Genomic DNA, 24,246 nt, shown 5'->3' on the forward strand with positions numbered 1-24,246 from the left:
TCCAGCTGCTACGCCGGCACCGCCGCCGGGATCGACAGAATCACTCGGGTGCCGCGGTGCGTCGGATCGGATTCCGGCGTGGTCTGCAGGCTGGCGGCCATGGCTCGGACGATGCGCGCGCCGAGGCCCGTGCCCTTGGCGACGCTGCCGCTCTCGATGCCGACGCCGTCGTCTTCCACGATCAGCGACACCGCCTCGTCCCGCTGCTTCAGCGCGACCCGGATCTCGCCGGGCTGGCCTTCGGGATAGGCGTATTTATAGGCGTTTGTGACGAGCTCGGTCACGATGACGCCGAGCGACACCGCGCGGTCCGTCGCCATCTGGATCGGATCGCTGTCCAGCGTGATGGCGCGCTCGTGGCCGGACGACGTCATCGCGGCGCCGAGCTCCTCGATCAGCCCGGTCAGATAGGCGCCCATCTCGATGACGCTGACGTCGTCGGACGTGTAGAGCCGGCGGTGGATCTGCGCGATGGCGCTGATGCGGACCTGCACGTCAGCCAGCGCGTTACGCGCCAGCGGCTGGTCCGCGCCGATCGCCTTCTGCTGCAGAAACACGAAAGAGGCGACCAGCGCCAGCGAGTTGGCAACACGGTGGTTGACCTCGCGCAGCAACGTCTCCGCCCGCTCACGCGCCTCGCGCATCTCGCGCTCGATGATGTCCTTGCGCCGCCGCATGCGATCCTGCTCGACCGCCGTTTCGATGGCGTTCTGCAGCAGTTCCATGAAGACGCCGTTGACGTCCTTGATGACGTAGTCGGCGGCCCCGGCCTTCAGCGCCGCGATGGCGATGCGCCCCTCGTCGCTGCCGCTGGCATAGATCACCGGCGGCGGATCGGGAAGAGCGCGGATTTCGTCGAGCACCTCGAGCCCCTCTTTACCGGGCATAAAGTGGTCGAGGGCGACGGCGTCGTAGGTTTCGGTCTTGAGGAGAGCCAAGCCCTCGTTGCCGCTTTGCGCCAAGGCAACGGCAAACCCCTGGCGCGTCAAAGTCCGTTGCACCAAGCGGCCCAGCGCGGGATCGTCATCGATATAGAGGACGGATACGACCGCGGGCCGCTCGGGTTCTGTCACGGGACTTCTGGCACTTGCATGATGGAGAGGAACAGACCGAGCTGACGGATCGCCTGGGAAAAGGTTTCATACTCTACGGGCTTGGTAATGTAGACATTACAGCCGAGTGCATAGCAACGCTGGATTTCGCGCTGATCATCAGTGGTGGTCAGCACGACGACCGGCGCGCGCTTCAGCTTCTCGTCGGCCTTGAGCTTTTCCAGGATGTCCGTGCCGCTCATGTCGGGCAGGTTGAGGTCGAGGAGAACCAGCAGCGGGCCGTTGTCGCGCACCTCGGGCTGGAACACGTGGCGCAACGCCGCCGTGCCGCTCTCGAAGTGGCGGATCTCGTTGTTGACGCCGGCGCGGCGGATGTTCTTTTCGATCAGGCGGGCATGGCCTGGATCGTCCTCGATCATGATGATGACGACGGGGTGACTCATGAAACACGGTCCGAGTTGGAGAAGACGGCGGGTAGGGTAATCGTAAAGGTCGAGCCCTTTCCAAGCTCCGACGTCACGGCGATGTTGCCGCCAAGTCGGCGCGTCAGATTCCGCACATGGGCGAGGCCGATGCCTTCGCCCGGCTTATCCTGTTCCCCGGAACGGCGGAACAGCTCGAAGATGCGTTCGAAGTCTTTTTTGTCGATTCCGCGCCCGTTATCCGCGATTTCGTAGCGCACGAAGCTTCCAATCGTCTTGCCGCGCACTTCGATGCGGCCGGGACGCCCGGGAAACAGGTATTTTGTTGCGTTCTCTATGAGGTTGCCGAAAACCTGCTCGATCGCCAGACGGTCGCTGACCAGGGTCGGCAGGTCGTCCTGAACGGTGAGTTCGGCCTCGCCTTCGGCAAGCTGGTGCGACAGGCTTTCGCGCTGTGCGACGACGAGATCCTTCAGTTCGATGGTCTGCGGCGTGAGAACGCGACGACCTTCCCGCGACAGTTTGAGGATGGCGTTGATGAGCCGGTCCATCTTCGACGTCGAGCTGCGGATAAAGCCGAGCGCTTCCGGAAGGTCGGTCTCGATCGCGGCGCGGCGGTCCATCGTCACGAGGTCCGGCGCGCGCGCCTCGACCTCCTTGAGGAAATCCATGATGTCGGTGCGAACGGCTTCGAGCTCGCTGGTGAACCCCATCACGTTGACGAGGGGCGCGCGAAGATCATGGCTGACGATGTAGGCGAAGCGCTGGATCTCCTCGTTGGCAGCCTGGAGATCGGCGATCCGCGCCTGAACGATGCCCTCGAGATTGTCGTTGGTCTCCCGCATCGCCTCCTGTGCGCCCTGCAGTTCCAGAACGTTGCGGCGCGTCGACAGGATCGTCAGGACCCCCAATAGGATGACGAGGATAATACCGCCCAGACTGAACCAGCCGAGCATGTCGCCGTAGACCCGCGTCTGCGCATTCTCCGCGCCGATCATCTGGGTTTCGTCATCCTGGATCTCGCCGACACGCCGACGGATCTCCGTCATATAATTGTTGCCGGAATTATTTTTGACGACTGCCAGCGCGCCTGGCACGTCGCCGCTCTCGTTGAGGGTAACCGTGCGGGCCAGTTCCCCGAGCTTGGCAGAGACGAGGGTCCGCAAATTGCCGATCGTCGCCATTTCGGCGGCATTGCCCCGCGCCAGATTTTCAAGATCGTCGAGAGCGGCGGGCGCATTGTCGGCGCCGTCGTGATAGGGCGTGAGGTAGCTGCGGTCGTTGGTCAGAAGATAGCCGCGCTGGCCGGTTTCGGCATCCTGCACGAGCGTCAGCAACAGATAGGCCGAGGACCGCACCTTGAGCGTGTGGGAGACCAGCAGGTTGTAGTTCCGGCTGCTGAGCCCGATCCAGATCGTTGCCGCCGCCACGCCAAGCAGCACGAGGAATCCGGCAATGACCGGCAGCAGGCGCTGCCCGGTCAGCGTTAGGCGCGGCCGCTTGTTCAACAGTTCGGCGGTCGCGACGCGTGTTGAAGGCAAACGAAAACTCCGGGTGAGAAGGCTTTAGCGCGCGTGGCGAGCGGGCAAAATCGCCCGAGCGACGTGTTTTCAGCTTAAATCAAGAAGTTGAGGCACGGTCCAGAAGCAGGCACCGCTTTCCGTAGTAGACGGGCGCCGCGTCGACCATCGCGTCTGTAAATGGCCCACCGTCAGCATTAGGAAAGCCTATGGGAAGAGATTTCGACAATTTGGCTTCGGCATCGCGCCCTTTCACGGTGCAAAACGGCGATCTATAGGGAATGCTGGGTGCGACGGGGGATATCGACGTGGAAACCGACATGCGGCTGGTAGTGGTCGGGGCAGCAGGCCGCATGGGACGCGCCCTGGTACGGCTGATCGAAGAAACGCCGGGTGCCGTGCTTTGCGGCGCTCTGGAACGCGAGGGATCGCCGTCGCTCGGTGAGGACGCAGGCCTCCTGGCTGGCTGTCAAAAAGCCAATGTCGCGATTTCGGACGACGCTCTATCGCTCATCGTCGAAGCCGACGGGATTCTCGACTTCTCGAGCCCGGCGACATCGGTCGTGCTGGCGGGTCTCGCCGCGCAGGCGCGGATCGTCCACGTCATCGGGACGACGGGCTTCGCCGCCGCCGATCTCGCCAAACTCACAGCCGCCGCACGCCACGCCACGATTGTCCGATCCGGCAACATGAGCCTCGGGGTGAACCTGCTTGCCGGCCTGGCGCGGCAGGCGGCCAAGGCGCTCGGTGAAAGCTTCGATATCGAGATCGTCGAAATGCATCACCGCATGAAGGTGGACGCCCCCTCCGGCACCGCGCTGCTCCTTGGCGAAGCGGCGGCAGACGGCCTCGGCGTCTCGCTCGATACCCATGCCGTCCGTGGGCGTGACGGTGTCACCGGGGCCCGCATCAACGGCACCATCGGCTTCGCGGCCCTGCGCGGCGGGACCGTCGTCGGCGACCACAGTGTCGTCTTCGCCGGCGAGGGCGAGCGCATCGAACTCACCCATCGCGCGGAGGATCGCGCGATTTTTGCACGCGGCGCCCTCAAGGCGGCCCTTTGGGCTCGCGGGCGCAAACCCGGCCTCTATTCTATGGCCAACGTGTTGGGCCTGGACTAGAGGGTGCTTGTAGCGACAAACATCTCCGCGGCACGGTTCTGGGCCGCGGCCAACTCCACAAAAAGGCTTTCTTGATGGATCGCGTGCTCGTTCTCCTGCGCCATGGCCAGAGCGAATGGAATCTGAAAAACCTCTTCACCGGCTGGCGCAACCCGCCGTTGACGCAGCTCGGCATCGACGAGGCGCGCGCCGCGGGTCTGGCCCTTCGAACGAGCGGCATCGTCTTCGAGAAGGCCTTCGTCTCGGAGCTGACGCGAGCCCAGGACACATACGACATCGCCATGGCGGCGATGGGTCAGTCCGCGCTGCAGCCGACCGCCAACATCGCCTTGAACGAGCGCAGTTACGGCGAGCTATCCGGCCTCAACAAGGACGAGGCGCGGGCCAAGTGGGGCGAACACCAGGTGAACATCTGGCGCCGCTCCTACGAGACACCCCCGCCCGGAGGCGAGAGCCTGCGTGATACCGTGGCGCGCACCGTGCCGTACTACGTCCAGGCGATCCTGCCCTGCGTGTTGCGCGGCGAAGCGACCATCGTCGCGGCGCATGGCAACAGCTTGCGTGCGCTTGCAATGGTCCTCGACCAGCTGACGCCGAAAACCATTCCGACGATGGAAATCGCGACCGGCGTGCCGATCGTCTATCGCCTCGGCCCGGATGGACTCGTCATCTCGAAAGAAATCATGGCGACGGAGCTGAGCCAGACCTGACCGACATGGGTCAGGCTGCCGTGAGGTCCTAAAACGGCTTCACGACCACCAAGATCACGATGCCGATCAGCAGTATGGTCGGCACTTCGTTGATGATGCGGAAGAATTTTGCGTCGCGCGTGCTCTTGCCGACCGCAAGGCGCTTGCGCTCGGCGGCGAGATAGCCGTGCAACCCGCTCAGTAGTACCACCAAAAGCAGCTTGCCGTGAAGCCAGCCGTGGCCGGGCGTCCTGAACCAATCGCCCTGGATCGCCAGCGTCAGGCCGGTAATCCAGGTCACCAGCATGGCCGGCAGCATGATGAAACGCTGCAGCCGCTTTTCCATCGTTGCGAAGGTCAGGGCCTGCGGCGAGTCTGCGGGAACGCCGACGTGATAAACGAACAGGCGGGGCAGGTAGAGCATGCCGACCATCCAGGAGATGATGGCGAGCACGTGCAGGGCCTTGATCCAGAGGTAGGTCATCGCGGGGTCCTAGAACGGCTGATCCCGGCGGACGAGCTCCACCAGACGCTCGACATGAGCTATCGGCGTTTCCGGCAGAATGCCATGGCCGAGATTGAAAATATGCGGCCTGTGGCGAAACGCGGCGAGGATGCGCGTGACCGCTTCCTCCAACGCTTCGCCGCCGGCGATCAACGCCAGCGGATCGAGGTTGCCCTGGAGCACAGTGGTCTTCGGCAGGGTCGCCGCCCAGTCCGGATCGACCGAGGTGTCGATGCCTAGCGCATCGGCATCGGTGGCATCCTTCAGTTCCAGCAGCCGCGGGCCGGCGCCACGGGCGAAGACGATGATGGGGATGGCGGGGTAGCGCGCCTTCACGCCGGCGACGATCGCGGCGATCGGCGAGACGCACCAGCGGTCGAACTCGCCGGTCGGCAGAACGCCGGCCCAGGTGTCGAAAATCTGGATCGCATCGACGCCGGCTTCGATCTGCCGCTTGAGATAGTCGATCGAGGCCACGACCAGCCGGTCGATGATGCGCTGGAACAGGGCTGGGTGGCGATAGGCGAACAGCCTGGCCGGCGCCTGGTCGGGCGTGCCCCGTCCCGCGATCATATAGCTCGCGACCGTCCAGGGAGCCCCGCAGAAGCCGATGAGCGGCGTATCTTTCGGCAAGTCCTGCTTGAGGCGGCTGACCGTCTCGAACACCGGGTACAGCCGATCGAGGTTGATCGTCTCGCGAAGCCTTGTGACCCCGGCTTCATCGCTGATCGGGGTAAGGCGAGGGCCTTCGCCGCTTTCGAAACTGACGTGCTGTCCCAGAGCATCGGGAATCACGAGGATATCGCTGAAAAGGATGGCCGCATCGAAGCCGAACCGGCGGATCGGCTGCAGCGTCGCCTCGACGGTCGACTTCGGATCGTAGCAGAAGTCGAGGAAGGACGCGGCTTGCGACCGGATCGCCCGGTATTCCGGGAGGTAGCGACCGGCCTGGCGCATCAGCCAAAGAGGTGGCGGCCAGACAGGCTCGCCCGAGAGGGCGCGTAGGAACTTTGGCTTGGTGGATCGCGTTTCCTCGACCAAATCTAATAAATCCTTCTAAGAGAAATCTTCTTTTATTTCTTATTGGCGGTGGATTAGAGCCTTCCGCGCCAACGCACAATCGCCAAGCCCGTTCGGCAGTTACGAGTCTTATGCACAGCCCCGGGAGAGGGAAAAAGGGCTTAAGACTCCGTTAGGTTTTTCAAAGGCCTCTGTCGTTTCGAGCCCACAAAGAGATATCGTTAACGACTTGTTAACAGTTTCCCGGCGCCGGGATGGAGTCTGTTCGCTGCCCCGCCCCTGTTGACGGTTTTGGACCGCTCAAGGTCGCGTTGACGCCAAGGGTTCGGACAGGGCACGTTGTCCACCATCGTCCCCAGGTTTCCCCATCTCCCGACCGAGCGTCTCTTTGAAGCGCGCAGCGAGCTCCAGCGGTGAAACGCAACTACTTCCATCTGCATCTGATTTCCGACGCGACCGGCGAAACACTCATCGCTGTGAGCCGGGCGGCCGCGGCGCAGTACCAGGGCGTCTCCTCGATCGAGCACATCTACCCCCTGGTGCGGACCGAGGCGCAGCTGGAAAAGGCGATCACCGAAATCCAGACGGCGCCGGGCATGGTCCTCTATACCTTGGTCGATCCGGAGCACACGCAGCGGCTGGAAGAGGCCTGCCGGGAATGCGGCGCGCCAAGCCTGTCGGTGCTTGGCCCGATCCTCAATTTCTTCCAGTCCTACATCGGCGCGGAATCGACGCCGCGGCCTGGCGCCCAGCACATTCTCAACTCGGACTATTTTCGCCGCATCGACGCGCTCAATTTCACCCTTGTCCACGACGACGGGGCGAATGTGGATAACTACGAGGAAGCCGACGTCGTTCTCGTCGGCGTCAGCCGCACATCCAAAACCCCGACCAGCATCTATCTCGCCAATCGCGGTGTGAAGACTGCCAATATCCCGATGGTGCCGAACGTCACCTTGCCGCCCTCGATCCTGACGCTGAAGAACCCGCTGATCGTCGGGCTTCTCGCCTCGCCCGAGCGCATCGTGCAAATCCGGCAGAACCGCCTGCTTTCCCTCAAGGCCAGCGACTCCTCGGACTATGCCGATCGCGAGCGTGTCATCGAGGAGATCAGCCAGTCGCGGCGGTTCTTCGAACGCCAGGGCTGGCCGACGCTCGACGTCACCCGCCGCTCGATCGAGGAAACCGCTGCCGCCATCATCGATCTCTATCGTGGCCATCGCCAGAAATTCATCATCACATCATGACCAACATCTGGCTTGCCGACCGCCCGCTGCTTCTGGCCTCCAAAAGCCAGGCGCGCCGCTCCCTCCTTGCGGCCTCCGGCATTCCGTTCGAGGCGATGGACGCCCAGGTCGACGAGCGGAAGATCGAGGCGCCGCTACGCGAGTCGGGTGCCCCCGGCAGCGCCATCGCCCAACACCTTGCGCGTGAAAAGGCCTTGTCCGTGAGCGTGGAGCAGCCCGAGCGGCTCGTGCTCGGCGCCGACCAGACGCTGGCTTTGGGTGACGCCATCCTGACCAAGCCGGAAGACCGGGACGCGGCGCGGGCGCAGATCGCCTCGATGTCGGGCCGTGCTCATACGCTGCATGCGGCGCTCTGCCTGGCGCGCGACGGCAAGGTCGTGGCCGAATGCGCGGCCGAAGCCACACTGACCTGCCGGGTTCTGTCGCAAACGTTCATCGACGGCTACATCGATCTCGCGGGTGACAGCGTCTTGCTGAGCGTCGGTGCCTATGCCGTGGAGGGGCTCGGCATCCATCTCTTCGAGTCGATCGAAGGAGAGCATTCGACCATTCTCGGTTTGCCGCTCCTGCCGCTTTTGCGGCTGCTGCGCGAGATCGGGTGTCTCGAAGCATGAGCGTGGCGCCGCGCGCGTTCGTCGTGGGCTGGCCGATCGCCCATTCGCGCTCGCCGCTGATCCACGGCACATGGCTCGATAACCTCGGCCTTGCCGGATCCTATGAAAAGCTTGCGATCGAGCCCGACGCGTTTCCAGCCTTCGTACAGACGCTGCGCGAAAACGGCTTCGTCGGGGGCAACGTCACGATCCCACACAAGGCAGTGGCGGCCTCGCTTTGTACGGAGCTCACGCCGACGGCGCGGCGGCTCGGCGTCGCCAACACGCTCTGGTTCGAGAACGGTCGCTTGTGCGGCGACACCACCGACGGTGCGGGTTTTCTGGGCGCGCTCGATCAGGACGCGCCGGGCTGGGACCGGCGCCGCGCGCTTGCGATCGTGCTCGGCGCGGGCGGCGCGTCGCGGGCGATCGTCGACGCTCTGTTGCAGCGCGGGTTCGCCCGGATCATCGTCGCCAACCGGTCCGTGGAGCGGGCCGATCTGTTGCTGCGGCAGCTTCGTGATTCCCGCTGCGAGGCGGCAAGTTTCGACGCCGCGGAGCACGCGACGTCGCGGGCCGATCTGCTCGTCAACACGACGTCCGCCGGCATGCACGGTCAGGCCGAGCTGGCGTTCGATATCGCCGCGCTTCCGGATCATGCCGTGGTGAACGATATCGTTTACGTCCCACGCCGGACCGCATTGCTGCGTCGCGCCGAAGCGTGCGGGCTTCGCACCGTCGGCGGTCTCGGGATGCTGCTGCACCAGGCCGTGCCCGGTTTCGCCCGTTGGTTCGGTGTCAGGCCGGCCGTGACGCCTGAGCTCCGGGCCATCGTCGAAGCCGACATCGAGGCGGCGCAAGCATGATCGTGCTCGGCCTCACCGGATCGATCGGGATGGGGAAGAGCACCACGGCCGCCCTGTTCGTCGACGAAGGCATTTTGGTGTTCGATTCCGACGCCGCGGTGCATCGGCTTTACAGCGGCCGGGCGGCGCCTCAAGTAGAAACACGGTTTCCCGGGACGGTCCGCGACGGGATCGTGGACCGCGAGGCGCTCGGTCGTCGCGTGCTCGGCGACGCTGCCGCGATGAAGGCGCTGGAAGCGATCGTCCATCCGCTGGTTCGCGAGGAACGCGCGAGCTTTCTGGCCGATGCGGCGGCAAACAATGCGCGGGTCGTCGTGCTCGATATCCCCCTGCTCTACGAGACCGGTGCCCACATGCTGGTCGATAGGGTGGTGCTCGTCTCGGCGCCGGAAGCTGTGCAGAAGGCCCGCGTGCTGGCGCGTCGGGGCATGACGCCGGAGCGCTTTGCCGCCATACTGGCGAAACAAATGCCGGACGCTGACAAGCGTCGGCGCGCCGACATCATCATCGAAACGGGCGACGGCATCGAGAGCGCGAGGCGGCAGGTCCGTAGCCTTCTCGCTGCGCTTTAGCCCCAGGAATCCGACCGTGCGTGAAATCGTCTTCGATACGGAAACGACGGGGCTCGATCCCGCATCCGGCCATCGCGTCGTCGAGATCGGGTGCGTCGAACTGTTGAACGGCATCCCGACCGGCAAGACCTTTCATGCCTACATCAATCCAGAACGCGATATGCCGGAAGAGGCGTTTCGGGTTCACGGCATCTCCCTCGAAATGCTCGCCGACAAGCCGGTATTCGCCGCGATCGCAGAAGCGTTCGTCGCATTTACCGAAGGCGCCAAGCTCGTCGCCCACAACGCCGAGTTCGATTTTCGCTTCATGAATGCCGAGCTGGCGGCCCTCGGGCTGCCGACATTGTCGTTGGAGCGGATGGTCGACACGCTGACGCTGGCGCGGCGTCGGCATCCTGGCTCGCCGGCAAGCCTCGACGCGCTCTGCCAGCGCTATGGCATCGACAACTCCCGCCGCACTAAACACGGCGCGCTGCTCGACGCTGAAATTCTGGCCGAGGTCTATGCCGAGCTCACGGGCGGGCGGCAGACGGCCCTGGTCTTCGGCGGGGGCGCGTCGCGTGGCTGGACGGGCATCGATGCCGCGCCGCGGCGGTCACGTCCGACGCCCCTGGAGCCTCTGGCGAACGAAGAGGAGCTGGTGCGTCACGCGGCCTTTATTGCCCAGATGGGATCATCGGCGATCTGGTATAAATATGTGCCGGCACCCGTCGCGGCGGAGAGCGCCTAGACGGCGCTGTGTCACGGGCATGTCTGGCCCCGAAACATCTGGTTCTTGAGACAATTCTTCGCGCAGGCGCGGCCGATGATCAGGTCCTGGACAGATGGATCGGCGGCGGCGCGGGCCTTGGCAACGCAGTCCGCCGTACAGGCTTCGACGTGGTCGTGCATCGCGGCAAGGCAATTTTCGTCACGCGCTAGAGCACTTGAAACCATCAGACCGAAGATGAACAGGGCAATAAAACGGGTCATGTGGCCTCCGAGATCCCCGTCCGTTTTAGGTGCGGACGGGGATGGGAGGACAGCGGGTCGTTCGGCTTACGACGGGGTGCCGCCGGCCTGCGCGACTTCGGCCATGCGCGTCTGGTAGAGCGCGGCAAAGTCGATCGGGTCGATGTAGAGCGGCGGAAAGCCGCCGCCGCGCACCGCCTCGGCGATGATCTGCCGGGCGAAGGGGAACAGCAGGCGCGGGCATTCGATCATCACGATCGGGTGCATGTTCTCTGCCGGAATGTTCTGCAGCCGGAAGATGCCGGCGTAGTCCAACTCGAACTTGAACAGGGTCTCGGCGCCCTGGCCGGCCGAACCTTCGAGCATGATGTTGACCTCGAAATCGGTCTCCGCGAGCTGCTTGGCGTTGACGTTGACCTGGATCGAGATGTTCGGCGGCTTGTCCTGGGGACCGAGCGAGCGCGGCGCATTCGGGTTCTCGAAGGAAAAATCCTTGGTGAACTGCACCATGGCGTTCAATGCGGGAGCGCCGGTGGGGGGAGTCACGACCTGAGCGCCACCGTTCCCGTTCGATTCAGCCATCGTCTTGTCCCTAAAAACGAACGCCACAACAGGGGCGCTTCATTGCGGCTGCGGGTAGCATGGTTGCAGAGAGGCGACAAGGCGATCGGACGCTCGGCGCCAGCCATCAGACCTTCGGCAGCGGCCGCCGGATGGCGTCGTCGACGGGCTGCCAGTCGCCCGGTTCAAGGTCGATGCTGGTCGGTCCGTGCTGCGCGCGGGGCTCACCGCGGACCGTGCGAAAGCCGCCGCCCTGAATCCATCGCGTGATAGGCGCCCGGAAGAGGGGCGTCGCCAGGACGAGGCCGATCGCGTCGGTCAAAAATCCCGGCAGCAGCAGAAACAGCGCGCCGATAGCGCCGAGCGTGCCGTCGAGCGCAAGATTGCCGCGAAACACGCCTGTGCCGCCAGGGCCGGCCGTCTGCCGCAAGGCCGATAAAGCCGAACGACCGGCCTTCTTCAAGAGCGAGCCACCCAACAAACTGGTGGCGATGCCCAGGAGGACGGCGCCGCCGACGCCGATCACTTGGACAATGAGGGCCAGCGCGATCGCCTCGGCGACGAACCAAAGCGTCAGCGCAAGACTGATCCGGGTTCGCAGTGTCATAGCCGTCCAAGTCCTCGTCGAGCCGCACGTCTTAACGATGCCGTGCTGTGGTCGTTGGACGTTGCGCCCATCGTCACCACATGAATAGATGATCAGTCATCGGCCATTTGCAATGTGCCGCCGTGTTCGCATGCCATGGGTACCGATTAACGATGCATTCGCTCGACTCCCTAACCACGATCGTCTTCGCGCTCGTGGCCATCATCGTGATTTGGAAATTGCGCTCGGTCCTTGGCGAACGCACGGGATCCGAGAAGCCGCCGAGCAGCAACCTGTTCGGTCGCCCGGCGCCGCCTCGGGACGGCGTCCGGCCGGCCAATGGTAACGGCAACAATGTCGTGCGGCTGCCCGGTGCGGCTGACGCGCCGCCGCCGCGGCCGTTCACGGCGCCCCCCGCTGCGGTCGACCGCTGGAGCGGCATTGCGGCACCGGGCTCCGACGTCGCCCAGGGCCTCGATGCGATCGCTACCGCCGATCCGAATTTTTCGGCGCGGCCCTTCGTCGAGGGCGCGAAGATCGCCTACGAGGCCATCGTGACCGCCTTCGCTGCAGGCGAGCGGAAGACGCTGCAGAACCTCCTGGCGAAAGAGGTCTATGATAGTTTCGCGGCAGCCTTGGACGAGCGTGCCCGGCGCGGCGAGATCGTGACCAACACCTTCGTCTCGATCGATGAAGCGACGATCGAAGAAGCCGGGCTGGTTCGCCGCACCGCCCGCATCATGGTCCGCTTCACCTCGAAACTCATCACCGCCACCCACGACGCGACCGGCAAGCTGGTCGATGGCAGCACGGATCAGGTCGTCGACATGAACGACGTCTGGAGTTTTGCCCGCGAGACCAATGCCAAGGATCCGAACTGGAAGCTCGTGGCGACCGAATCCGGCCATTGAGCCTTTGCCGTCTTGCGGTCGTCTTGGGGCTCGTTGCGATGCACGCAACTGCGGTGATAGCTGAACCGATACCAGGTGTTCCTGTATCGTTTTCGGATCTGCCGGGCTTTTCCGAGGACGACCATGCGGCGGCGCTGAAAACCTTTCGCGCATCCTGTGGCGCGGTGGTGTCGAACACGCCGGCGCTCCGGTCGGCGCGTCCAGCGCCGCCAGGTCTTGCCGCGGTATGTCGGTGGGCGCTTGCCCTGGACCCGACCACCGGGAACGCAGATGCGCGTCGCTTCTTCGAGATGTATTTTGCGCCGCGTCGTCTCGATCCCGGATTTCTGACCGGCTACTACGAGCCCGTCGTCGACGGCTCGCTGACCGCCACATCTGAATTTTCGACACCGCTCCTCGCCCGCCCGCCGGATCTCGTCGGCGGGATTCCCGGTCAGTCGATCTCAGGCCTCGATCCTGCCTTGAGCGCGGTGCGGCGCCTGCCGGATGGGACGCTCGCCGCCTATCCCGATCGCGCTGCGATCGAATCCGGCGCACTCGGCACGCTGGCCGCGCCGCTCGTTTATGTCCGCGATCCCGTGGAAGCCTTCTTCATCCACGTTCAGGGGTCCGCGCGGGTCCACTTGCCGGACGGCTCGATGCGGCGGCTGGTCTATGCCGGGCGCAACGGACAGCCCTACACGTCCATCGGACGCGCGCTGGTCGAGCAGCTGAACATTCCGCCGGCCGAGATGGGCATGGCGCAGCTGAAGGCCTGGATTCGCGATCACGGCCAGAAGCCGGGGCAAGCCGGCGCGACGCTGATGCAGCGCAATCGCTCCTTCATTTTCTTCGTCTTCGACGACTCGCTTGCACCCGATGCCGGACCGATCGGCGGTGCCGGCGTCAGCCTGACGCCGCTGCGCTCGCTGGCCGTCGACCGGCTGATCTGGCCTTACGGCCTGCCGGTCTTCATCGATGCGACCCTGCCGTGGCGGAGTGACACGCTCGAGCCGTTCCGCCGTTTGATGGTGGCGCAGGACACCGGCTCGGCGATCGTCGGACCGGCGCGCGGCGACATTTTCTTCGGCACAGGTCCGGATGCGGCGCGCCTCGCCGGCCCCATTCGGCACCCCGGCACATTCTTTGTGTTATGGCCCAAGGACGAGGTGGGGATTTCCAAGTGACGAAGAAGGCGGATGTCGCAAAGGGGCCGCCCCCGCCGTCGAGCCGAAAGCTGCGGCGCCTGAGCGATGATGAGATCGACCTCTGGCTGCTTGTCGCGGAAAAGGTGGTGCGCCGCCCCGGCAGCGCCGTGCCAGAACGCATCCGGATTCCCCCGTCCCCGAAACCGGAAGCGACGCCCGTAACGGCCAGCGCGCCTGTTGCGATCAAGCAGCCGCTCCTGCCGAAGCAGCCGCCCCTGGCGCCGCTGGAGCGCAAGCTCAAGCAAAGGCTGTCGCGTGGGCGGATGACGGCCGATGCCGCGATCGACTTGCACGGTTTCCGGCAGACCGAGGCCTATCACGCCCTTCACCACTTTCTTCTGCGCTCACAGCGGCGGGGCATGACGGTCGTCATTGTGGTGACGGGCAAGGGCGGCAAGCCAGGCACGTTCCTCGATGTCGGCGGCGGCGAGATCGGCGTGCTGCGTCGCGCCGTGCCGCTGTGGCTCAACATGCCGGACTTTCGCCCAATGGTGCTCGGCTTCGAGGAGGCCGCGCGCCACCATGGCGGCTCCGGCGCGCTCTACGTGCGGCTGCGCCGGCGCGACCGGGCCTGAGCCTAGCCCGCCTTGATGGAGGCCCCTGCCCGGCCAATCGCCCCGACATCGTCGAGCGACCATACCGCCCAGCACAGGTCCATCAATTTGCGCGTCTGATCGGCCGGCAGGATACCCTCGGCCAGCCCGGCAAACTTGTCTTCCAACTGAGCGTCGGTCATCGGCTGCTTCTGGCTGCCGACGGCATGCTCGATGAAGAGGTGCAACGTCCGCCCGTCCTCCAGCGTGATCAGCATGTCGACCTGGTCCGGTTTGATCGCCGGATCGACCGTCGCCGTGACTTTCTTGCGCAACGCGACGACTACCGGGTCCTGTACCGTCGCGTCCGAGAACGCTTGCTCGCCGGCACGACCCGTGACGAAGGCCGCCGCAACGGCATGATAGACGCTGAACTTGCCTTCGAGCCCGCTCTTCGGCTCCGTCTTGCCGGTGAGGGTCAATACCAGCGGATGAACTTTCAAGGCCACGGTCTTGATCATCTCGGGCTTCAGATTGCCGCTGGTCCGCAGCTGGATCGCCGCGTCAAGAGCGGGATGGATGACTATGCCGCAGGCGAACGGCTTGTAGGTGTTGAGCGCGACCTCATAGTGCGCGCCGAGGCCGTCTGTGACTTCGTGCCAATCGTGGCGCGTGCTCAGAGCCTGCCCCCATCCATCAAAACCCTCGATGGCGACCTCCGAGGCGGTGAAGCCCTGTTGGGCCAGCAGCGCGGACAGCATGCCGTTCTGCGCCGCGCGGCCGGGATGGAAGCTTTTGGTCATCGAGCCGAACTGCACTTTGAGCCCGACCGGCTGCGACGCCGCGACGCCAAGCGCCCAGGTCATCTGCTCGCTGGTCAGGCCGAGCACGCGCCCGACTGCCGCGGTCGCGCCGAACACGCCTGTCGAGCCGGTGATGTGCCAGCCCATTGCATAATGTTCGGGGAAGACGGCATTGCCCATCCGGCACTCGACCTCGATGCCGAGGACGAGCGCGGTCATGAAATCGACGCCCGGCACCGGCCGATACTCCGCGAAGGCCATCAGCGCCGAGGCGACCGGGCCGGCGGGATGGATGATGGTGCGTAGATGCGTGTCGTCAAAATCCAGCACGTGCGAGCTGATGCCGTTGACCAGCGCCGCATGGAGCGCGTCGAGTCGCTCGTGCCGACCGAAGAGGCTTGCCTGCGGCGGTCCGGAAAACGGGCCGAGGGCGGCGACCGCATGGCTTGGTGCGTCCTGTCGCGAGCCACCGACGGCGCTGCCGACCCAATTGAACAGCGTCCGGGTCGCTTCCTTGCGCACGGCGTCGGGAATTGCGTCGACTTTCGCCGTCGCGGCGTAGTGCGCAAGGATCCGCGTCACCTCCGGCGGCGGTGCTTTGCCCGTGAGGGAATGCGTTATCGGCGGCGTTTGTGCGATGGCGGTGTCCGCCACGGCGACTGCGGCCGCCACGCCGGCGGACGTACGGAGCAGACGACGGCGGTCGATTGGTGGCATGGGGCGGCCCTTTTCGCGAAGAATGCTGGCAAAATCTGCGCGAGCATGAGCTTCAACGCAGCATCGGCCTGCAAGGCGGTTTTGATCCAACAAAATCTTTGCTAAAAACCGCCATGGACAAATTCACAAGCCTCACCGGCATCGCCGCGCCGCTCAAGATCGCCAATGTCGACACCGACAAGATCATCCCCGCGCGCTACCTGAAAACCATCAAGCGGACGGGCCTCGGCGAGGGCTTGTTCGCCGGCATGCGCTATCGCGACGATGGATCGGAAGAGCCCGACTTCATCCTCAACAAGCCGGCCTATCGCAAGGCGCAGATCCTCGTCGCGGAAGATAACTTTGGCTGCGGCTCGTCGCGCGAACATGCGCCCTGGGCGCTGCTTGATTTCGGCATCCGCTGCGTCATCTCGACCAGCTTCGCCGACATCTTTTACAACAACTGTTTTAAGAACGGTATTCTGCCGATCACGGTCGCCAAGGACGATCTTGAGAAATTGATGGATGACGCCGACCGCGGCTCCAACGCGACGATCACCATCGATCTCGAGAACCAGGTCATCCAGGGGCCGGACGGCGGCACCTTGCCATTCGACATCGATCCGTTTCGCAAGCATTGTATGCTCAACGGGCTCGACGATATCGGTCTTACGCTTGAAAAAAGCGGGAACGTCGAAGCCTTCGAACAAAAACTTGGGGCGGAGCGTCCATGGCTTTGATGCGGATCGGGTCGGCTTGTGCCGGTGGTGTCTTTGGCTTGGCTCTGGCGTGGACGGCGGCCGCAGCCCAGGCGCCCGCCAAGGATGGCGCGGCTGCGGCTGCACCGGCGGTCGTTGCGCCAGCCGATCCGGCCAAGGACGAGCCGATCATCTACATCTTTTCCGGCACGCTCACCGGCGACGGCGAGACCTATTCCGGCACGCTCGTCGCGGCGGCCGACGGCCCGCAGTTCGAGCTGAAGCTCAGCAAGGGCGCGACGTGCGATGCGAGCAAACTCGAACCGGATAAGGGCCTGCTGCGCCTACCGGAAACGCCCTGCTCCGACGGCCGCAAGCTGAAAGCCTTGTTCGTTTACCAGGAAGGCAACGTCCTTCGGGTCTATGGCACGCTCGGCGCTGATCGCTTTTCCACGCAAGCGCATGCTTTGCCGAGCGATGCGCCGGAGGCCGCCGCGGCCAAGCCGGTCTCGCCGCCCGCGGATCTTATGGACAGGCCGAAGTAGACGGGTTATCAAACAAGGGGATCGCAGTTCGTCAGAACTTGACCCTCCGAGTGCGCTCCTGTATGAGCCGCGCTCTCCTGTTTCCCGAAATAAACCGAGGTAAGACGATGTCGCGCCGTTGCGAATTGACCGGCAAAGCCGTGCAGACCGGCAATCTGGTCAGCCATTCCAATCACAAGACGCGCACGCGCTTTTTGCCGAACCTGTGCAACGTCACCCTGACCTCCGAAGTGCTGGAGCGGTCGATCCATCTGCGTATCGCCGCCGCTTCGCTGCGGTCGGTCGAGCACCGCGGTGGTCTCGACGCGTTCTTGCTGAAGGCCAGCAACGAACAGCTGTCGCAGTCGATGCGCGTCATCAAGCGCGAAATCACCAAGAAACACGCTGCCGCCGCCGCGACGGCCGCCTAAGCAAGCAATCATCTTCGCAAGATTTTAAGCCGGCCCGCATCGCGTGGCCGGCTTTTTCGTTTGGCGCTCCACCCATTCCTGAACGGGGTCCCGCTTGGTGTTAGGACGCGATGGCGAGAACTGCGTGTGGGATCGACCTTGATGTTGACGCACCGCTCGTTCATCACCGAGCGTTAGCGCGATTCTAAAAAGCGGCCACAGGCCGCCTGGCCGATCACGAGCGGGGTAGGCAATTACGTCCCTGTCGCGCGTTGCCTGCGGCACAGAGCACGGGACTTTTCGCAGGCTGTAGCAAAGAAACGCTTGCCGCATTCTTGAGATCATTAAATGCCATCTTGGCCCTTGGGCTGCGCACCAGTCCCGGCATACATGAGCAAGCAACGAAGCGCGGGCGAGATCATGCGGGCGGAAACGATATATGCGGTGGCCACGGGCGCAGGACGCGCCGCCATTGCCGTGGTTCGCATCTCCGGCCCGGACTCCCGGGCGTTGGTGCGGCTGATGGCCGGCCGCGTGCCGGAGCCGCGACAGGCCGACCTCGTGACGCTGCGTCATCCCTCGACCCACGACATCCTCGATCGATGTCTCCTGCTGTTCTTCGAAGGACCGAAGAGCGAGACCGGTGAAGATTCCGCCGAGTTCCACCTCCACGGCAGCCGCGCCGTCTTGGCCGCGGTGCTCGACGTCCTCGCAGCCTTGCCCAATGTCAGGCAGGCCGAGCCGGGTGAATTCGCCCGGCGTTCCTTTCTCAACGGCAAGGCCGATCTCGCGCAAATGGAAGGCCTCGCCGATCTCCTCGACGCGGAAACGCAATGGCAGCGCCGGCAGGCGCAGCGCCAGCTCTCCGGCGCCATGCGCGACGTCACCGGGCCGTGGCGTGCGATCCTGGTGCAGGCCTCGGCGCAGATCGAGACGGCGATCGATTTCACCGACGATGTCGACTTGGCGGAGACGGTCCACGGCACCGTCATCGCCCTGCTCTGGCCGGTGCTGAAAGGTCTGCGCCATGAGCTCGGTCAAGCCAAGGCGGCGGAGCGGGTCCGCGACGGTGTGCAGATCGTCATTGCCGGGCCGCCGAATGCCGGCAAGTCGACGCTTCTGAATGCGTTGGCCAAACGCGATGCCGCGATCGTCTCGACTATTGCCGGGACCACCCGTGATCCGATCGAAGTGCATATGGATTTCGATGGCTGTCCCGTCACCCTGGTCGACACCGCGGGTCTGCGCGACAGCAGCGACAGTATCGAGCAGATCGGCATTTCCCGCGCGCGCAGTCGCGCCGACGAAGCCGATCTCCTACTCTGGCTCAGCGAGGATGGGCGTCCGCCTGAGGTCGAAACTTCGGGTGTAGTCTGGTCGATCGTCACCAAGGCCGACGCGATCCCGCCGGACCGGCGCCAGCCCGAGACGTTCTATCTCAGCACGGAGACCGGCGAAAATCTCGCCGCGCTGCTCGATCGTCTGGCGGACTATGCCCGTGGCATCGCCCAGTCCGGCGCGATGGGATTGCTCACCCGCACGCGGCATCGGCAAGCCTTCGAGGCCGCCGAGCAGGCGCTGGTGCGCATTGTCGGCGACACGTCGCTGCCGGTCGAGCTGATGGCGGAAGAATTGCGCGCCGCCCGATTCGCGCTCGAGCGCCTGATCGGAACGGTGGACGTGGAGGATATTTTGGGCGACATCTTTTCGCGCTTTTGCATCGGTAAATGACGCGGCAGTTAGGTGTTTCACGTGAAACACCTCTGCCCTCCAAGGCCTATGACCGCCATGACTGCTTCTCTTTCATTCGATGTCGTCGTCGTCGGCGGCGGCCATGCCGGCTGCGAGGCGGCCGCTGCATCCGCGCGGACCGGAGCGCGGACGGCGCTGGTGACGCAACGGCGCGAAACGATCGGCGTCATGTCGTGCAATCCTGCGATCGGCGGGCTCGGCAAGGGTCATCTCGTGCGCGAGATCGATGCGCTGGACGGTCTGATGGGGCGCGTCGCCGACGAAGCCGGCATCCAGTTTCGGGTGCTCAACCGCGCCAAGGGGCCGGCCGTTCGCGGCCCTAGAGCCCAGGCGGACCGCAGGCTCTATCGCGAGGCGATGCAGCGCGCCCTGGCCGAAATCTCCGGCCTGGTGATCATCGAGGGTGAGGTCGTCGATCTTACGATCGCTCAGGGCGTCGTCGCCGGCGTGAGCCTCGGGGATGGGCGCGCCATCGCCTGCCCCTCGGTCGTCCTGACCACCGGCACCTTCCTCAATGGCCTGATCCATTGCGGCCAGGTGCAGCGGCCGGCCGGACGTGACGGCGATGCCCCGTCGATCCCGCTCTCGCAGACGCTCGGCCGTCTCGGTTTCGCGCTCGGCCGGCTCAAGACCGGCACGCCGCCGCGTCTCGACGGCCGCACCATCGATTTCAGCGGACTGGTCCGGCAGAGCGGCGACGACGTGCCGGAGCCATTTTCCTTCCTCACCAGCGCCATCACCACGCCGCAGGTCGACTGTTTCATCACGCAGACGACGCCGGCCGGCCATCGCATCATCGAACAAAATATCGCGCTGTCGCCGGTCTATTCCGGTGCCATCGCCGGCCGCGGGCCGCGCTATTGTCCGTCGATCGAAGACAAGATCGTGCGTTTCGCAGAACGTGAGACCCATCAGATCTTTTTGGAGCCCGAGGGGCTCGATGATCCCACCTACTACCCGAATGGCATTTCCACCTCGCTGCCGCCGGAGGTGCAGGATGCGTTTTTGCGCACGATTCCAGGGTTGGAGTCGGTGCGCGTGCTCAAGCACGGCTATGCTATCGAATACGACTATCTCGATCCGCGCGAGCTTAGCGCCTCGCTGGAGACGAAGCGATTGCCCGGGCTTTTCCTTGCCGGGCAGATCAACGGCACCACCGGTTATGAGGAGGCGGGCGCGCAGGGTCTGGTGGCCGGGCTCAACGCGGCGCGCCGGGCCGGCTGCCAGCAGCCCGCCACGTTCGATCGCTCGGAAGCCTATATCGGGGTGATGATCGACGACCTTGTCACCAAGGGGGTGAGCGAGCCCTATCGTATGTTCACCTCGCGCGCAGAGTACCGGTTGACGCTCCGCGCCGACAACGCCGACCAGCGGCTCACCGCGCGAGGCGTGACGCTCGGCTGCGTTGGGAGCGTGAGGGCTGCGTCGTTCGCCGCCAAGCAGGCGGCCTACGATGCCGCGCTTCTCGCGCTTCGCGCGATATCGCTGAGCCCCAACGAAGCCGCGCGCCACGGTCTGCAGATCAACAAGGATGGCATCCGGCGCAATGCCTTCGAAATCCTGAGCTTTCCCGACGTCAGCTTCGAGACGCTTCGGCCTATCGCTGCGGCGTTGGCGGCCGTTACGGAAGCGACCGCCGCGCAGGTCGAGATCGACGCAAAGTATGCGGTCTATCTCGACCGCCAAGCGGCCGATATTCTTGCCTTCCGCCGCGACGAGGTTTTGGCCATTCCGGGGGATCTCGATTACGCCAACCTACCCGGCCTTTCGACGGAAATCCGCGTCCGGCTCGAGCGGGTGCGCCCGGAGACCTTGGGCCAAGCAGCGCGGATCGAAGGCGTGACGCCGACGGCGTTGACGCTGCTGGCCGCCCATGTGCGCAAGCCGCGGCGGGCGATCGCGTAGTGAAGCTTGGCCAAAAAAAGCTCCTTTTGCTCGCATCAATGTTGAAGGAGCGAGCCCTGCAATCCCCTCATGGTGAGGAGCAGGCTCAGCCTGCGTCTCGAACCACGAGGGTTTCAGGACACACGTTCCGGGGACTGCCCTCCTGGTTCGAGGCGGGCCAACCTGGCCCTCCTGACCATGAGGCCTATTGCGAAAGGCTGCTTTAATGCCGCCCAATCCCGCCGCCTCACTCCTCGCCACCCTCACCGAGGACGTCGGCCGTCGCCTGCGCCTCTACGTCGAACTCCTCCATCGCTGGCAGCCGACGATCAATCTCATCGCGCCCTCGACGCTGCCGGACGTCTGGTCGCGTCACATCGCCGACTCGCTGCAGGTCCAGGCCGCCGTTCCGGCCGCGCGGCGTTGGCTCGACCTCGGCTCCGGCGGCGGCTTTCCCGGGCTCGTGACGGCCATCACGCTCGCCGATGAAGCCGGCGCTGTCGTGCACCTCGTCGAGAGCGACAAGCGCAAGGCTGCATTCCTTCGCACTGTTTCACGTGAAACAGGGACGCCTGCGATTATCCACGCCGAACGGATCGAAGCCTTTACGGCCGATTTTGACGAGCCCATCGACGCCATAAGCGCCCGCGCCCTGGCTCCGTTGCCGGCGCTGGTCGCCTATGCCGAAAAATACCTTCTCAAAGGCGCTATCGGTGTGTTTCCCAAGGGACAACAGGTCGATGCGGAATTGACCGCTTTCGACCACGACCGTAGATTTCATATCGAGACCGTGCCAAGCCAGACGCAGGAGACCGCGCGTCTCCTGATCGTCAAGGCTCGGCGCCTTGAAGTTTGAGCGCCCCCGCAAGTCTGTTGGAGTTGAAGCGTGTCGCTTGCTAAAGCCATGCGGGTCCTTGTCCTCGCCAATCAAAAAGGCGGCGTCGGCAAGACCACGACCGCGATCAATCTTGGAACCGCGCTGGCGGCGATCGGGGAGCGGGTGCTCATCGTCGACCTCGACCCGCAGGGCAATGCCTCGACAGGGCTCGGGATCGACCGCAAGAACCGCTCGGTCTCGACCTACAATGTCATGGTTGGTGAATCCTCGCTTGCCGACGCCATTCAGCCGACCGCGATCCCGAACCTCGCCATGGCGCCCTCGACGCTCGATCTGTTGGGCGTCGAGCTGGAAATCGCCAACGAAAAAGACCGGGCCTACAAGCTGCGCGGCGCGATCCTCGACTTTGACGCGGAGCAGGCCAAACTTCCGCAGGCCGAGGCCTATACTTATGTCCTCATCGATTGCCCGCCGTCGCTCAATCTCCTGACGATCAACGCGCTTGCGGCCTCGCACGCCGTCGTCGTGCCACTGCAATGCGAATTCTTCGCGCTGGAAGGCCTAACGCAATTGCTTGCTACGGTAGACCAGGTGAAAAGCGCGTTGAACCCCGATCTGTCGATCCACGGCGTCGTTCTCACCATGTTCGACCCGCGCAACAATCTCGCCAATCAGGTCGTCGCCGATGTGCGCCAATTCCTTGGCGACAAAGTCTACGAGACGGTTATCCCCCGCAATGTGCGCATTTCCGAAGCGCCATCGCACGGCAAGCCGGCTTTGCTGTACGATCTCAAATGTTCCGGAAGCCAGGCCTACCTCCGCCTCGCCTCCGAAGTGATTCGGCGCGAACGCCTGCTTCGCGCCGCCTAAAAGTAAGGTTTGGGACTGCGCGCGATGAAAGCTGTTCAAGAGGAACCCCGGTCCCGCCTCGGTCGAGGCCTTGCGGCCCTGATCGGCGACTCCGGTGAAGAAGGCGCCGCGCTGGTCCGCGCGCGCGGCCAAAAGCGTGTGCCGATCGAATTTTTACGCGCCAATCCGCGCAACCCGCGGACGGTGTTTGACGAGGAAGATCTCGAAGAGCTCACGAACTCGATCCGAGAGAAAGGCATCATCCAGCCGATTCTCGTGCGGACAGTGCCGGGGACCGCCGACGCCTACGAGATCATTGCTGGGGAGCGCCGCTGGCGCGCGGCGCAACGCGCGGGCCTGCATGACGTGCCGATCGTCACGATCGAGGCCGACGACAAGCAGGCGCTCGAAATCGCCATCATCGAGAACGTTCAGCGCTCCAACCTCAATGCGCTGGAAGAAGCGCTTGGCTACGAGCGGCTTGGCGTCGAGTTCGGCTACACCCAGGTCGACCTTGCCCGGGTGATCGGTAAGAGTCGGCCGCATGTCGCCAATACGATGCGGCTTCTGAAATTGCCGGAGCAGACGCGAAGCCTGCTTTCCACCGGTCAGCTTTCGGCAGGCCATGCGCGTGCGCTTCTCGGCGCAACCGATCCCGACGCTCTGGCTGAGCGCGTGGTCGCCAAAGGCATGTCGGTGCGCGACGTGGAGAAACTGGTCCAGCGCGAGACCGAGCCGCGTGAGGGCTCAAAGCGCGCGGCCAAGGATGCCGACACGCGGGCGCTCGAGAAGCGCTTGAGTGATCGCCTGGGCTTGAGCGTGGAGATTGCCCATAAGGGGGAGGCCGGAGAAATAAGGGTCCGCTACGCAACTCTCGAACAGTTGGACAAGCTTGTTGCCCTGCTCGGCGGCTAGTCCGCGGCGGTCCCTCGAGCGACAGCCGAAATAAGCTGCCCCGATGTGAAGTCGAAGCTAATAAAACGGCCACCTTTGAGGCCGAAGAGGCAGACTGAGTAGCGCTTTGGTCTGCATGCGGCGCCATCGGCGTTTCGTCTGTCATGCCATTTTAATGCAGCGGGTTTAACGTAAGCCATGAGCTCCATTTTTCTCGTCTCGGCCGCGACGTTTTTTCTCTTGGTTCACATCGTCACCCTGGCAATTGCCGGCTGGCGATGCCGGCCCCGCGCGTTTGCGGCCACCGGCGCCGCGCTGGAGGGCATCACCATCGTCCGTCCGCTTTGCGGAATCGAGACGTTCAGTGCCGAGACGCTCGCCGCCGCCTTCTGCAGCGACTACCCGACCTTCGAGCTTCTGTTCTGCGTCGCGCGCGCCGACGATCCGATCCTGCCGCTGGTGCGTCAGGCTATGACGGCGCACCCCACGGTGCCGAGCCGCCTGCTGATCGGCGACGACGTCATCAGCATCAACCCCAAACTCAACAACATGGTCAAAGGCT

At 64.4% G+C, this 24,246-nt stretch carries 27 protein-coding genes and 1 pseudogene; 19 read left to right on the forward strand and 9 right to left on the reverse strand.

Features of this window, described 5'->3' with window-relative positions:
• Positions 1-8 precede the first annotated feature (8 nt).
• Genes GSQ79_RS05310 through GSQ79_RS05320 form a run of 3 tightly spaced genes read right to left on the reverse strand, consistent with a single transcriptional unit; the run spans position 9 to position 3,015 of the window.
• Positions 9-1,073, reverse strand: coding sequence for a response regulator (locus GSQ79_RS05310; RefSeq protein WP_158807693.1), 1,065 nt, complete (start codon positions 1,071-1,073; stop codon positions 9-11).
• Positions 1,070-1,495, reverse strand: coding sequence for a response regulator (locus tag GSQ79_RS05315; RefSeq protein WP_158807694.1), 426 nt, complete (start codon positions 1,493-1,495; stop codon positions 1,070-1,072). Before GSQ79_RS05315 ends, GSQ79_RS05310 begins: the two co-directional genes overlap by 4 nt.
• Entirely contained in the window at positions 1,492-3,015 is a 1,524-nt protein-coding gene (locus GSQ79_RS05320; protein ID WP_158807695.1) for a CHASE3 domain-containing protein, read from the reverse strand. The genes GSQ79_RS05315 and GSQ79_RS05320 overlap by 4 nt, the downstream gene beginning before the upstream one ends.
• A gap of 299 nt (positions 3,016-3,314) precedes the next feature.
• Here GSQ79_RS05320 and dapB point away from each other — a divergent pair, with 299 nt between their 5' ends.
• Complete coding sequence (dapB, locus tag GSQ79_RS05325) at positions 3,315-4,115, forward strand: 4-hydroxy-tetrahydrodipicolinate reductase (protein ID WP_158807720.1); 801 nt, start codon at positions 3,315-3,317, stop codon at positions 4,113-4,115.
• Between the two features lie 71 nt (positions 4,116-4,186).
• The gene (locus GSQ79_RS05330; protein ID WP_158807696.1) at positions 4,187-4,825 is read left to right on the forward strand and encodes a 2,3-bisphosphoglycerate-dependent phosphoglycerate mutase; all 639 of its coding nucleotides are present in this window, start codon (positions 4,187-4,189) and stop codon (positions 4,823-4,825) included.
• 28 nt (positions 4,826-4,853) lie between these two features.
• On the opposite strand, the gene hemJ is transcribed toward GSQ79_RS05330, so the two are convergent.
• Positions 4,854-5,288: a protoporphyrinogen oxidase HemJ gene (hemJ, locus tag GSQ79_RS05335; protein WP_158807697.1), complete on the reverse strand. Its 435-nt coding sequence runs from the start codon at positions 5,286-5,288 to the stop codon at positions 4,854-4,856.
• Between the two features lie 9 nt (positions 5,289-5,297).
• On the reverse strand, positions 5,298-6,350 hold the full coding sequence (hemE, locus tag GSQ79_RS05340; RefSeq protein WP_158807698.1) for a uroporphyrinogen decarboxylase: 1,053 nt from the start codon (positions 6,348-6,350) through the stop codon (positions 5,298-5,300).
• A 392-nt stretch (positions 6,351-6,742) separates the two neighbouring features.
• On the opposite strand from hemE, the gene GSQ79_RS05345 reads away from it, so the two are divergent.
• Genes GSQ79_RS05345 through dnaQ form a run of 5 tightly spaced genes read left to right on the forward strand, consistent with a single transcriptional unit; the run spans position 6,743 to position 10,337 of the window.
• Complete coding sequence (locus GSQ79_RS05345) at positions 6,743-7,576, forward strand: pyruvate, water dikinase regulatory protein (RefSeq protein WP_158807699.1); 834 nt, start codon at positions 6,743-6,745, stop codon at positions 7,574-7,576.
• A complete protein-coding gene (locus tag GSQ79_RS05350) occupies positions 7,573-8,190 on the forward strand; it encodes a nucleoside triphosphate pyrophosphatase (protein WP_158807700.1) in 618 nt (205 codons plus the stop codon). The genes GSQ79_RS05345 and GSQ79_RS05350 overlap by 4 nt, the downstream gene beginning before the upstream one ends.
• Positions 8,187-9,035: a shikimate dehydrogenase gene (locus GSQ79_RS05355; RefSeq protein ID WP_158807701.1), complete on the forward strand. Its 849-nt coding sequence runs from the start codon at positions 8,187-8,189 to the stop codon at positions 9,033-9,035. The genes GSQ79_RS05350 and GSQ79_RS05355 overlap by 4 nt, the downstream gene beginning before the upstream one ends.
• A complete protein-coding gene (coaE, locus tag GSQ79_RS05360) occupies positions 9,032-9,607 on the forward strand; it encodes a dephospho-CoA kinase (RefSeq protein ID WP_158807702.1) in 576 nt (191 codons plus the stop codon). The genes GSQ79_RS05355 and coaE overlap by 4 nt, the downstream gene beginning before the upstream one ends.
• 16 nt (positions 9,608-9,623) lie before the next feature.
• Positions 9,624-10,337 (forward strand): DNA polymerase III subunit epsilon, encoded by a 714-nt coding sequence (dnaQ, locus tag GSQ79_RS05365; protein WP_158807703.1) that lies wholly within the window; start codon positions 9,624-9,626, stop codon positions 10,335-10,337.
• A gap of 11 nt (positions 10,338-10,348) precedes the next feature.
• Here the strand turns inward: dnaQ and GSQ79_RS05370 are convergent, their stop codons facing one another.
• The 3 genes from GSQ79_RS05370 to GSQ79_RS05380 all read right to left on the reverse strand — a co-directional run bounded on the left by GSQ79_RS05370 (position 10,349) and on the right by GSQ79_RS05380 (position 11,726).
• Complete coding sequence (locus GSQ79_RS05370) at positions 10,349-10,579, reverse strand: hypothetical protein (protein ID WP_158807704.1); 231 nt, start codon at positions 10,577-10,579, stop codon at positions 10,349-10,351.
• Positions 10,580-10,645: 66 nt separating this feature from the next.
• A complete protein-coding gene (secB, locus tag GSQ79_RS05375; protein WP_158807705.1) occupies positions 10,646-11,140 on the reverse strand; it encodes a protein-export chaperone SecB in 495 nt (164 codons plus the stop codon).
• A gap of 106 nt (positions 11,141-11,246) precedes the next feature.
• A complete protein-coding gene (locus GSQ79_RS05380; protein WP_158807706.1) occupies positions 11,247-11,726 on the reverse strand; it encodes an FxsA family protein in 480 nt (159 codons plus the stop codon).
• A gap of 152 nt (positions 11,727-11,878) precedes the next feature.
• Here GSQ79_RS05380 and GSQ79_RS05385 point away from each other — a divergent pair, with 152 nt between their 5' ends.
• The 3 genes from GSQ79_RS05385 to GSQ79_RS05395 are packed head-to-tail and all read left to right on the forward strand — an operon-like array spanning position 11,879 to position 14,378.
• Positions 11,879-12,616 carry a Tim44/TimA family putative adaptor protein gene (locus GSQ79_RS05385; RefSeq protein WP_158807707.1) on the forward strand — a complete coding sequence of 246 codons (738 nt, stop codon included), beginning with the start codon at positions 11,879-11,881 and terminating at the stop codon, positions 12,614-12,616.
• Between the two features lie 53 nt (positions 12,617-12,669).
• Positions 12,670-13,782 (forward strand): murein transglycosylase A, encoded by a 1,113-nt coding sequence (locus GSQ79_RS05390; protein ID WP_246725113.1) that lies wholly within the window; start codon positions 12,670-12,672, stop codon positions 13,780-13,782.
• Complete coding sequence (locus GSQ79_RS05395; RefSeq protein ID WP_246725114.1) at positions 13,779-14,378, forward strand: Smr/MutS family protein; 600 nt, start codon at positions 13,779-13,781, stop codon at positions 14,376-14,378. Before GSQ79_RS05390 ends, GSQ79_RS05395 begins: the two co-directional genes overlap by 4 nt.
• A 2-nt stretch (positions 14,379-14,380) precedes the next feature.
• On the opposite strand, the gene GSQ79_RS05400 is transcribed toward GSQ79_RS05395, so the two are convergent.
• Positions 14,381-15,856 carry an MmgE/PrpD family protein gene (locus tag GSQ79_RS05400; protein WP_158807710.1) on the reverse strand — a complete coding sequence of 492 codons (1,476 nt, stop codon included), beginning with the start codon at positions 15,854-15,856 and terminating at the stop codon, positions 14,381-14,383.
• Between the two features lie 113 nt (positions 15,857-15,969).
• Here GSQ79_RS05400 and leuD point away from each other — a divergent pair, with 113 nt between their 5' ends.
• The 9 genes and pseudogenes from leuD to GSQ79_RS05445 form a co-directional block, all read left to right on the forward strand.
• Positions 15,970-16,575 (forward strand): 3-isopropylmalate dehydratase small subunit, encoded by a 606-nt coding sequence (leuD, locus tag GSQ79_RS05405; RefSeq protein WP_158807711.1) that lies wholly within the window; start codon positions 15,970-15,972, stop codon positions 16,573-16,575.
• Positions 16,566-17,078: a hypothetical protein gene (locus GSQ79_RS05410; RefSeq protein WP_158807712.1), complete on the forward strand. Its 513-nt coding sequence runs from the start codon at positions 16,566-16,568 to the stop codon at positions 17,076-17,078. The genes leuD and GSQ79_RS05410 overlap by 10 nt, the downstream gene beginning before the upstream one ends.
• 107 nt (positions 17,079-17,185) lie before the next feature.
• On the forward strand, positions 17,186-17,488 hold the full coding sequence (rpmB, locus tag GSQ79_RS05415) for a 50S ribosomal protein L28 (protein ID WP_158807713.1): 303 nt from the start codon (positions 17,186-17,188) through the stop codon (positions 17,486-17,488).
• A gap of 369 nt (positions 17,489-17,857) precedes the next feature.
• Positions 17,858-19,198 carry a tRNA uridine-5-carboxymethylaminomethyl(34) synthesis GTPase MnmE gene (gene mnmE / locus GSQ79_RS05420; protein ID WP_246725115.1) on the forward strand — a complete coding sequence of 447 codons (1,341 nt, stop codon included), beginning with the start codon at positions 17,858-17,860 and terminating at the stop codon, positions 19,196-19,198.
• A 57-nt stretch (positions 19,199-19,255) separates the two neighbouring features.
• Complete coding sequence (mnmG, locus tag GSQ79_RS05425; RefSeq protein ID WP_158807714.1) at positions 19,256-21,124, forward strand: tRNA uridine-5-carboxymethylaminomethyl(34) synthesis enzyme MnmG; 1,869 nt, start codon at positions 19,256-19,258, stop codon at positions 21,122-21,124.
• A gap of 205 nt (positions 21,125-21,329) precedes the next feature.
• Positions 21,330-21,959 (forward strand): 16S rRNA (guanine(527)-N(7))-methyltransferase RsmG, encoded by a 630-nt coding sequence (rsmG, locus tag GSQ79_RS05430; RefSeq protein ID WP_158807715.1) that lies wholly within the window; start codon positions 21,330-21,332, stop codon positions 21,957-21,959.
• Positions 21,960-22,007: 48 nt separating this feature from the next.
• The gene (locus tag GSQ79_RS05435) at positions 22,008-22,811 is read left to right on the forward strand and encodes a ParA family protein (RefSeq protein WP_174243162.1); all 804 of its coding nucleotides are present in this window, start codon (positions 22,008-22,010) and stop codon (positions 22,809-22,811) included.
• Positions 22,812-22,835: 24 nt separating this feature from the next.
• A complete protein-coding gene (locus tag GSQ79_RS05440) occupies positions 22,836-23,705 on the forward strand; it encodes a ParB/RepB/Spo0J family partition protein (RefSeq protein ID WP_158807717.1) in 870 nt (289 codons plus the stop codon).
• Between the two features lie 177 nt (positions 23,706-23,882).
• Positions 23,883-24,246: pseudogene (locus GSQ79_RS05445) on the forward strand (ceramide glucosyltransferase); the annotation flags it as partial.

Source organism: Beijerinckia sp. L45 (assembly GCF_009765775.1).
In the GTDB taxonomy this organism is placed as follows: Bacteria; Pseudomonadota; Alphaproteobacteria; order Rhizobiales; family Beijerinckiaceae; genus RH-AL1.

What these genes read in the sequence shown, in the direction of transcription:
- GSQ79_RS05315 (WP_158807694.1), bottom strand. Translation starts at nt 1,495, where the DNA reads ATGAGTCACCCCGTCGTCATCATCATGATCGAGGACGATCCAGGCCAT.
- dapB (WP_158807720.1), top strand. Translation starts at nt 3,315, where the DNA reads ATGCGGCTGGTAGTGGTCGGGGCAGCAGGCCGCATGGGACGCGCCCTG.
- hemJ (WP_158807697.1), bottom strand. Translation starts at nt 5,288, where the DNA reads ATGACCTACCTCTGGATCAAGGCCCTGCACGTGCTCGCCATCATCTCC.
- GSQ79_RS05350 (WP_158807700.1), top strand. Translation starts at nt 7,573, where the DNA reads ATGACCAACATCTGGCTTGCCGACCGCCCGCTGCTTCTGGCCTCCAAA.
- GSQ79_RS05355 (WP_158807701.1), top strand. Translation starts at nt 8,187, where the DNA reads ATGAGCGTGGCGCCGCGCGCGTTCGTCGTGGGCTGGCCGATCGCCCAT.
- coaE (WP_158807702.1), top strand. Translation starts at nt 9,032, where the DNA reads ATGATCGTGCTCGGCCTCACCGGATCGATCGGGATGGGGAAGAGCACC.
- GSQ79_RS05370 (WP_158807704.1), bottom strand. Translation starts at nt 10,579, where the DNA reads ATGACCCGTTTTATTGCCCTGTTCATCTTCGGTCTGATGGTTTCAAGT.
- secB (WP_158807705.1), bottom strand. Translation starts at nt 11,140, where the DNA reads ATGGCTGAATCGAACGGGAACGGTGGCGCTCAGGTCGTGACTCCCCCC.
- GSQ79_RS05380 (WP_158807706.1), bottom strand. Translation starts at nt 11,726, where the DNA reads ATGACACTGCGAACCCGGATCAGTCTTGCGCTGACGCTTTGGTTCGTC.
- GSQ79_RS05385 (WP_158807707.1), top strand. Translation starts at nt 11,879, where the DNA reads ATGCATTCGCTCGACTCCCTAACCACGATCGTCTTCGCGCTCGTGGCC.
- GSQ79_RS05400 (WP_158807710.1), bottom strand. Translation starts at nt 15,856, where the DNA reads ATGCCACCAATCGACCGCCGTCGTCTGCTCCGTACGTCCGCCGGCGTG.
- leuD (WP_158807711.1), top strand. Translation starts at nt 15,970, where the DNA reads ATGGACAAATTCACAAGCCTCACCGGCATCGCCGCGCCGCTCAAGATC.
- GSQ79_RS05410 (WP_158807712.1), top strand. Translation starts at nt 16,566, where the DNA reads ATGGCTTTGATGCGGATCGGGTCGGCTTGTGCCGGTGGTGTCTTTGGC.
- rpmB (WP_158807713.1), top strand. Translation starts at nt 17,186, where the DNA reads ATGTCGCGCCGTTGCGAATTGACCGGCAAAGCCGTGCAGACCGGCAAT.
- mnmE (WP_246725115.1), top strand. Translation starts at nt 17,858, where the DNA reads ATGAGCAAGCAACGAAGCGCGGGCGAGATCATGCGGGCGGAAACGATA.
- mnmG (WP_158807714.1), top strand. Translation starts at nt 19,256, where the DNA reads ATGACTGCTTCTCTTTCATTCGATGTCGTCGTCGTCGGCGGCGGCCAT.
- rsmG (WP_158807715.1), top strand. Translation starts at nt 21,330, where the DNA reads ATGCCGCCCAATCCCGCCGCCTCACTCCTCGCCACCCTCACCGAGGAC.
- GSQ79_RS05435 (WP_174243162.1), top strand. Translation starts at nt 22,008, where the DNA reads ATGCGGGTCCTTGTCCTCGCCAATCAAAAAGGCGGCGTCGGCAAGACC.
- GSQ79_RS05440 (WP_158807717.1), top strand. Translation starts at nt 22,836, where the DNA reads ATGAAAGCTGTTCAAGAGGAACCCCGGTCCCGCCTCGGTCGAGGCCTT.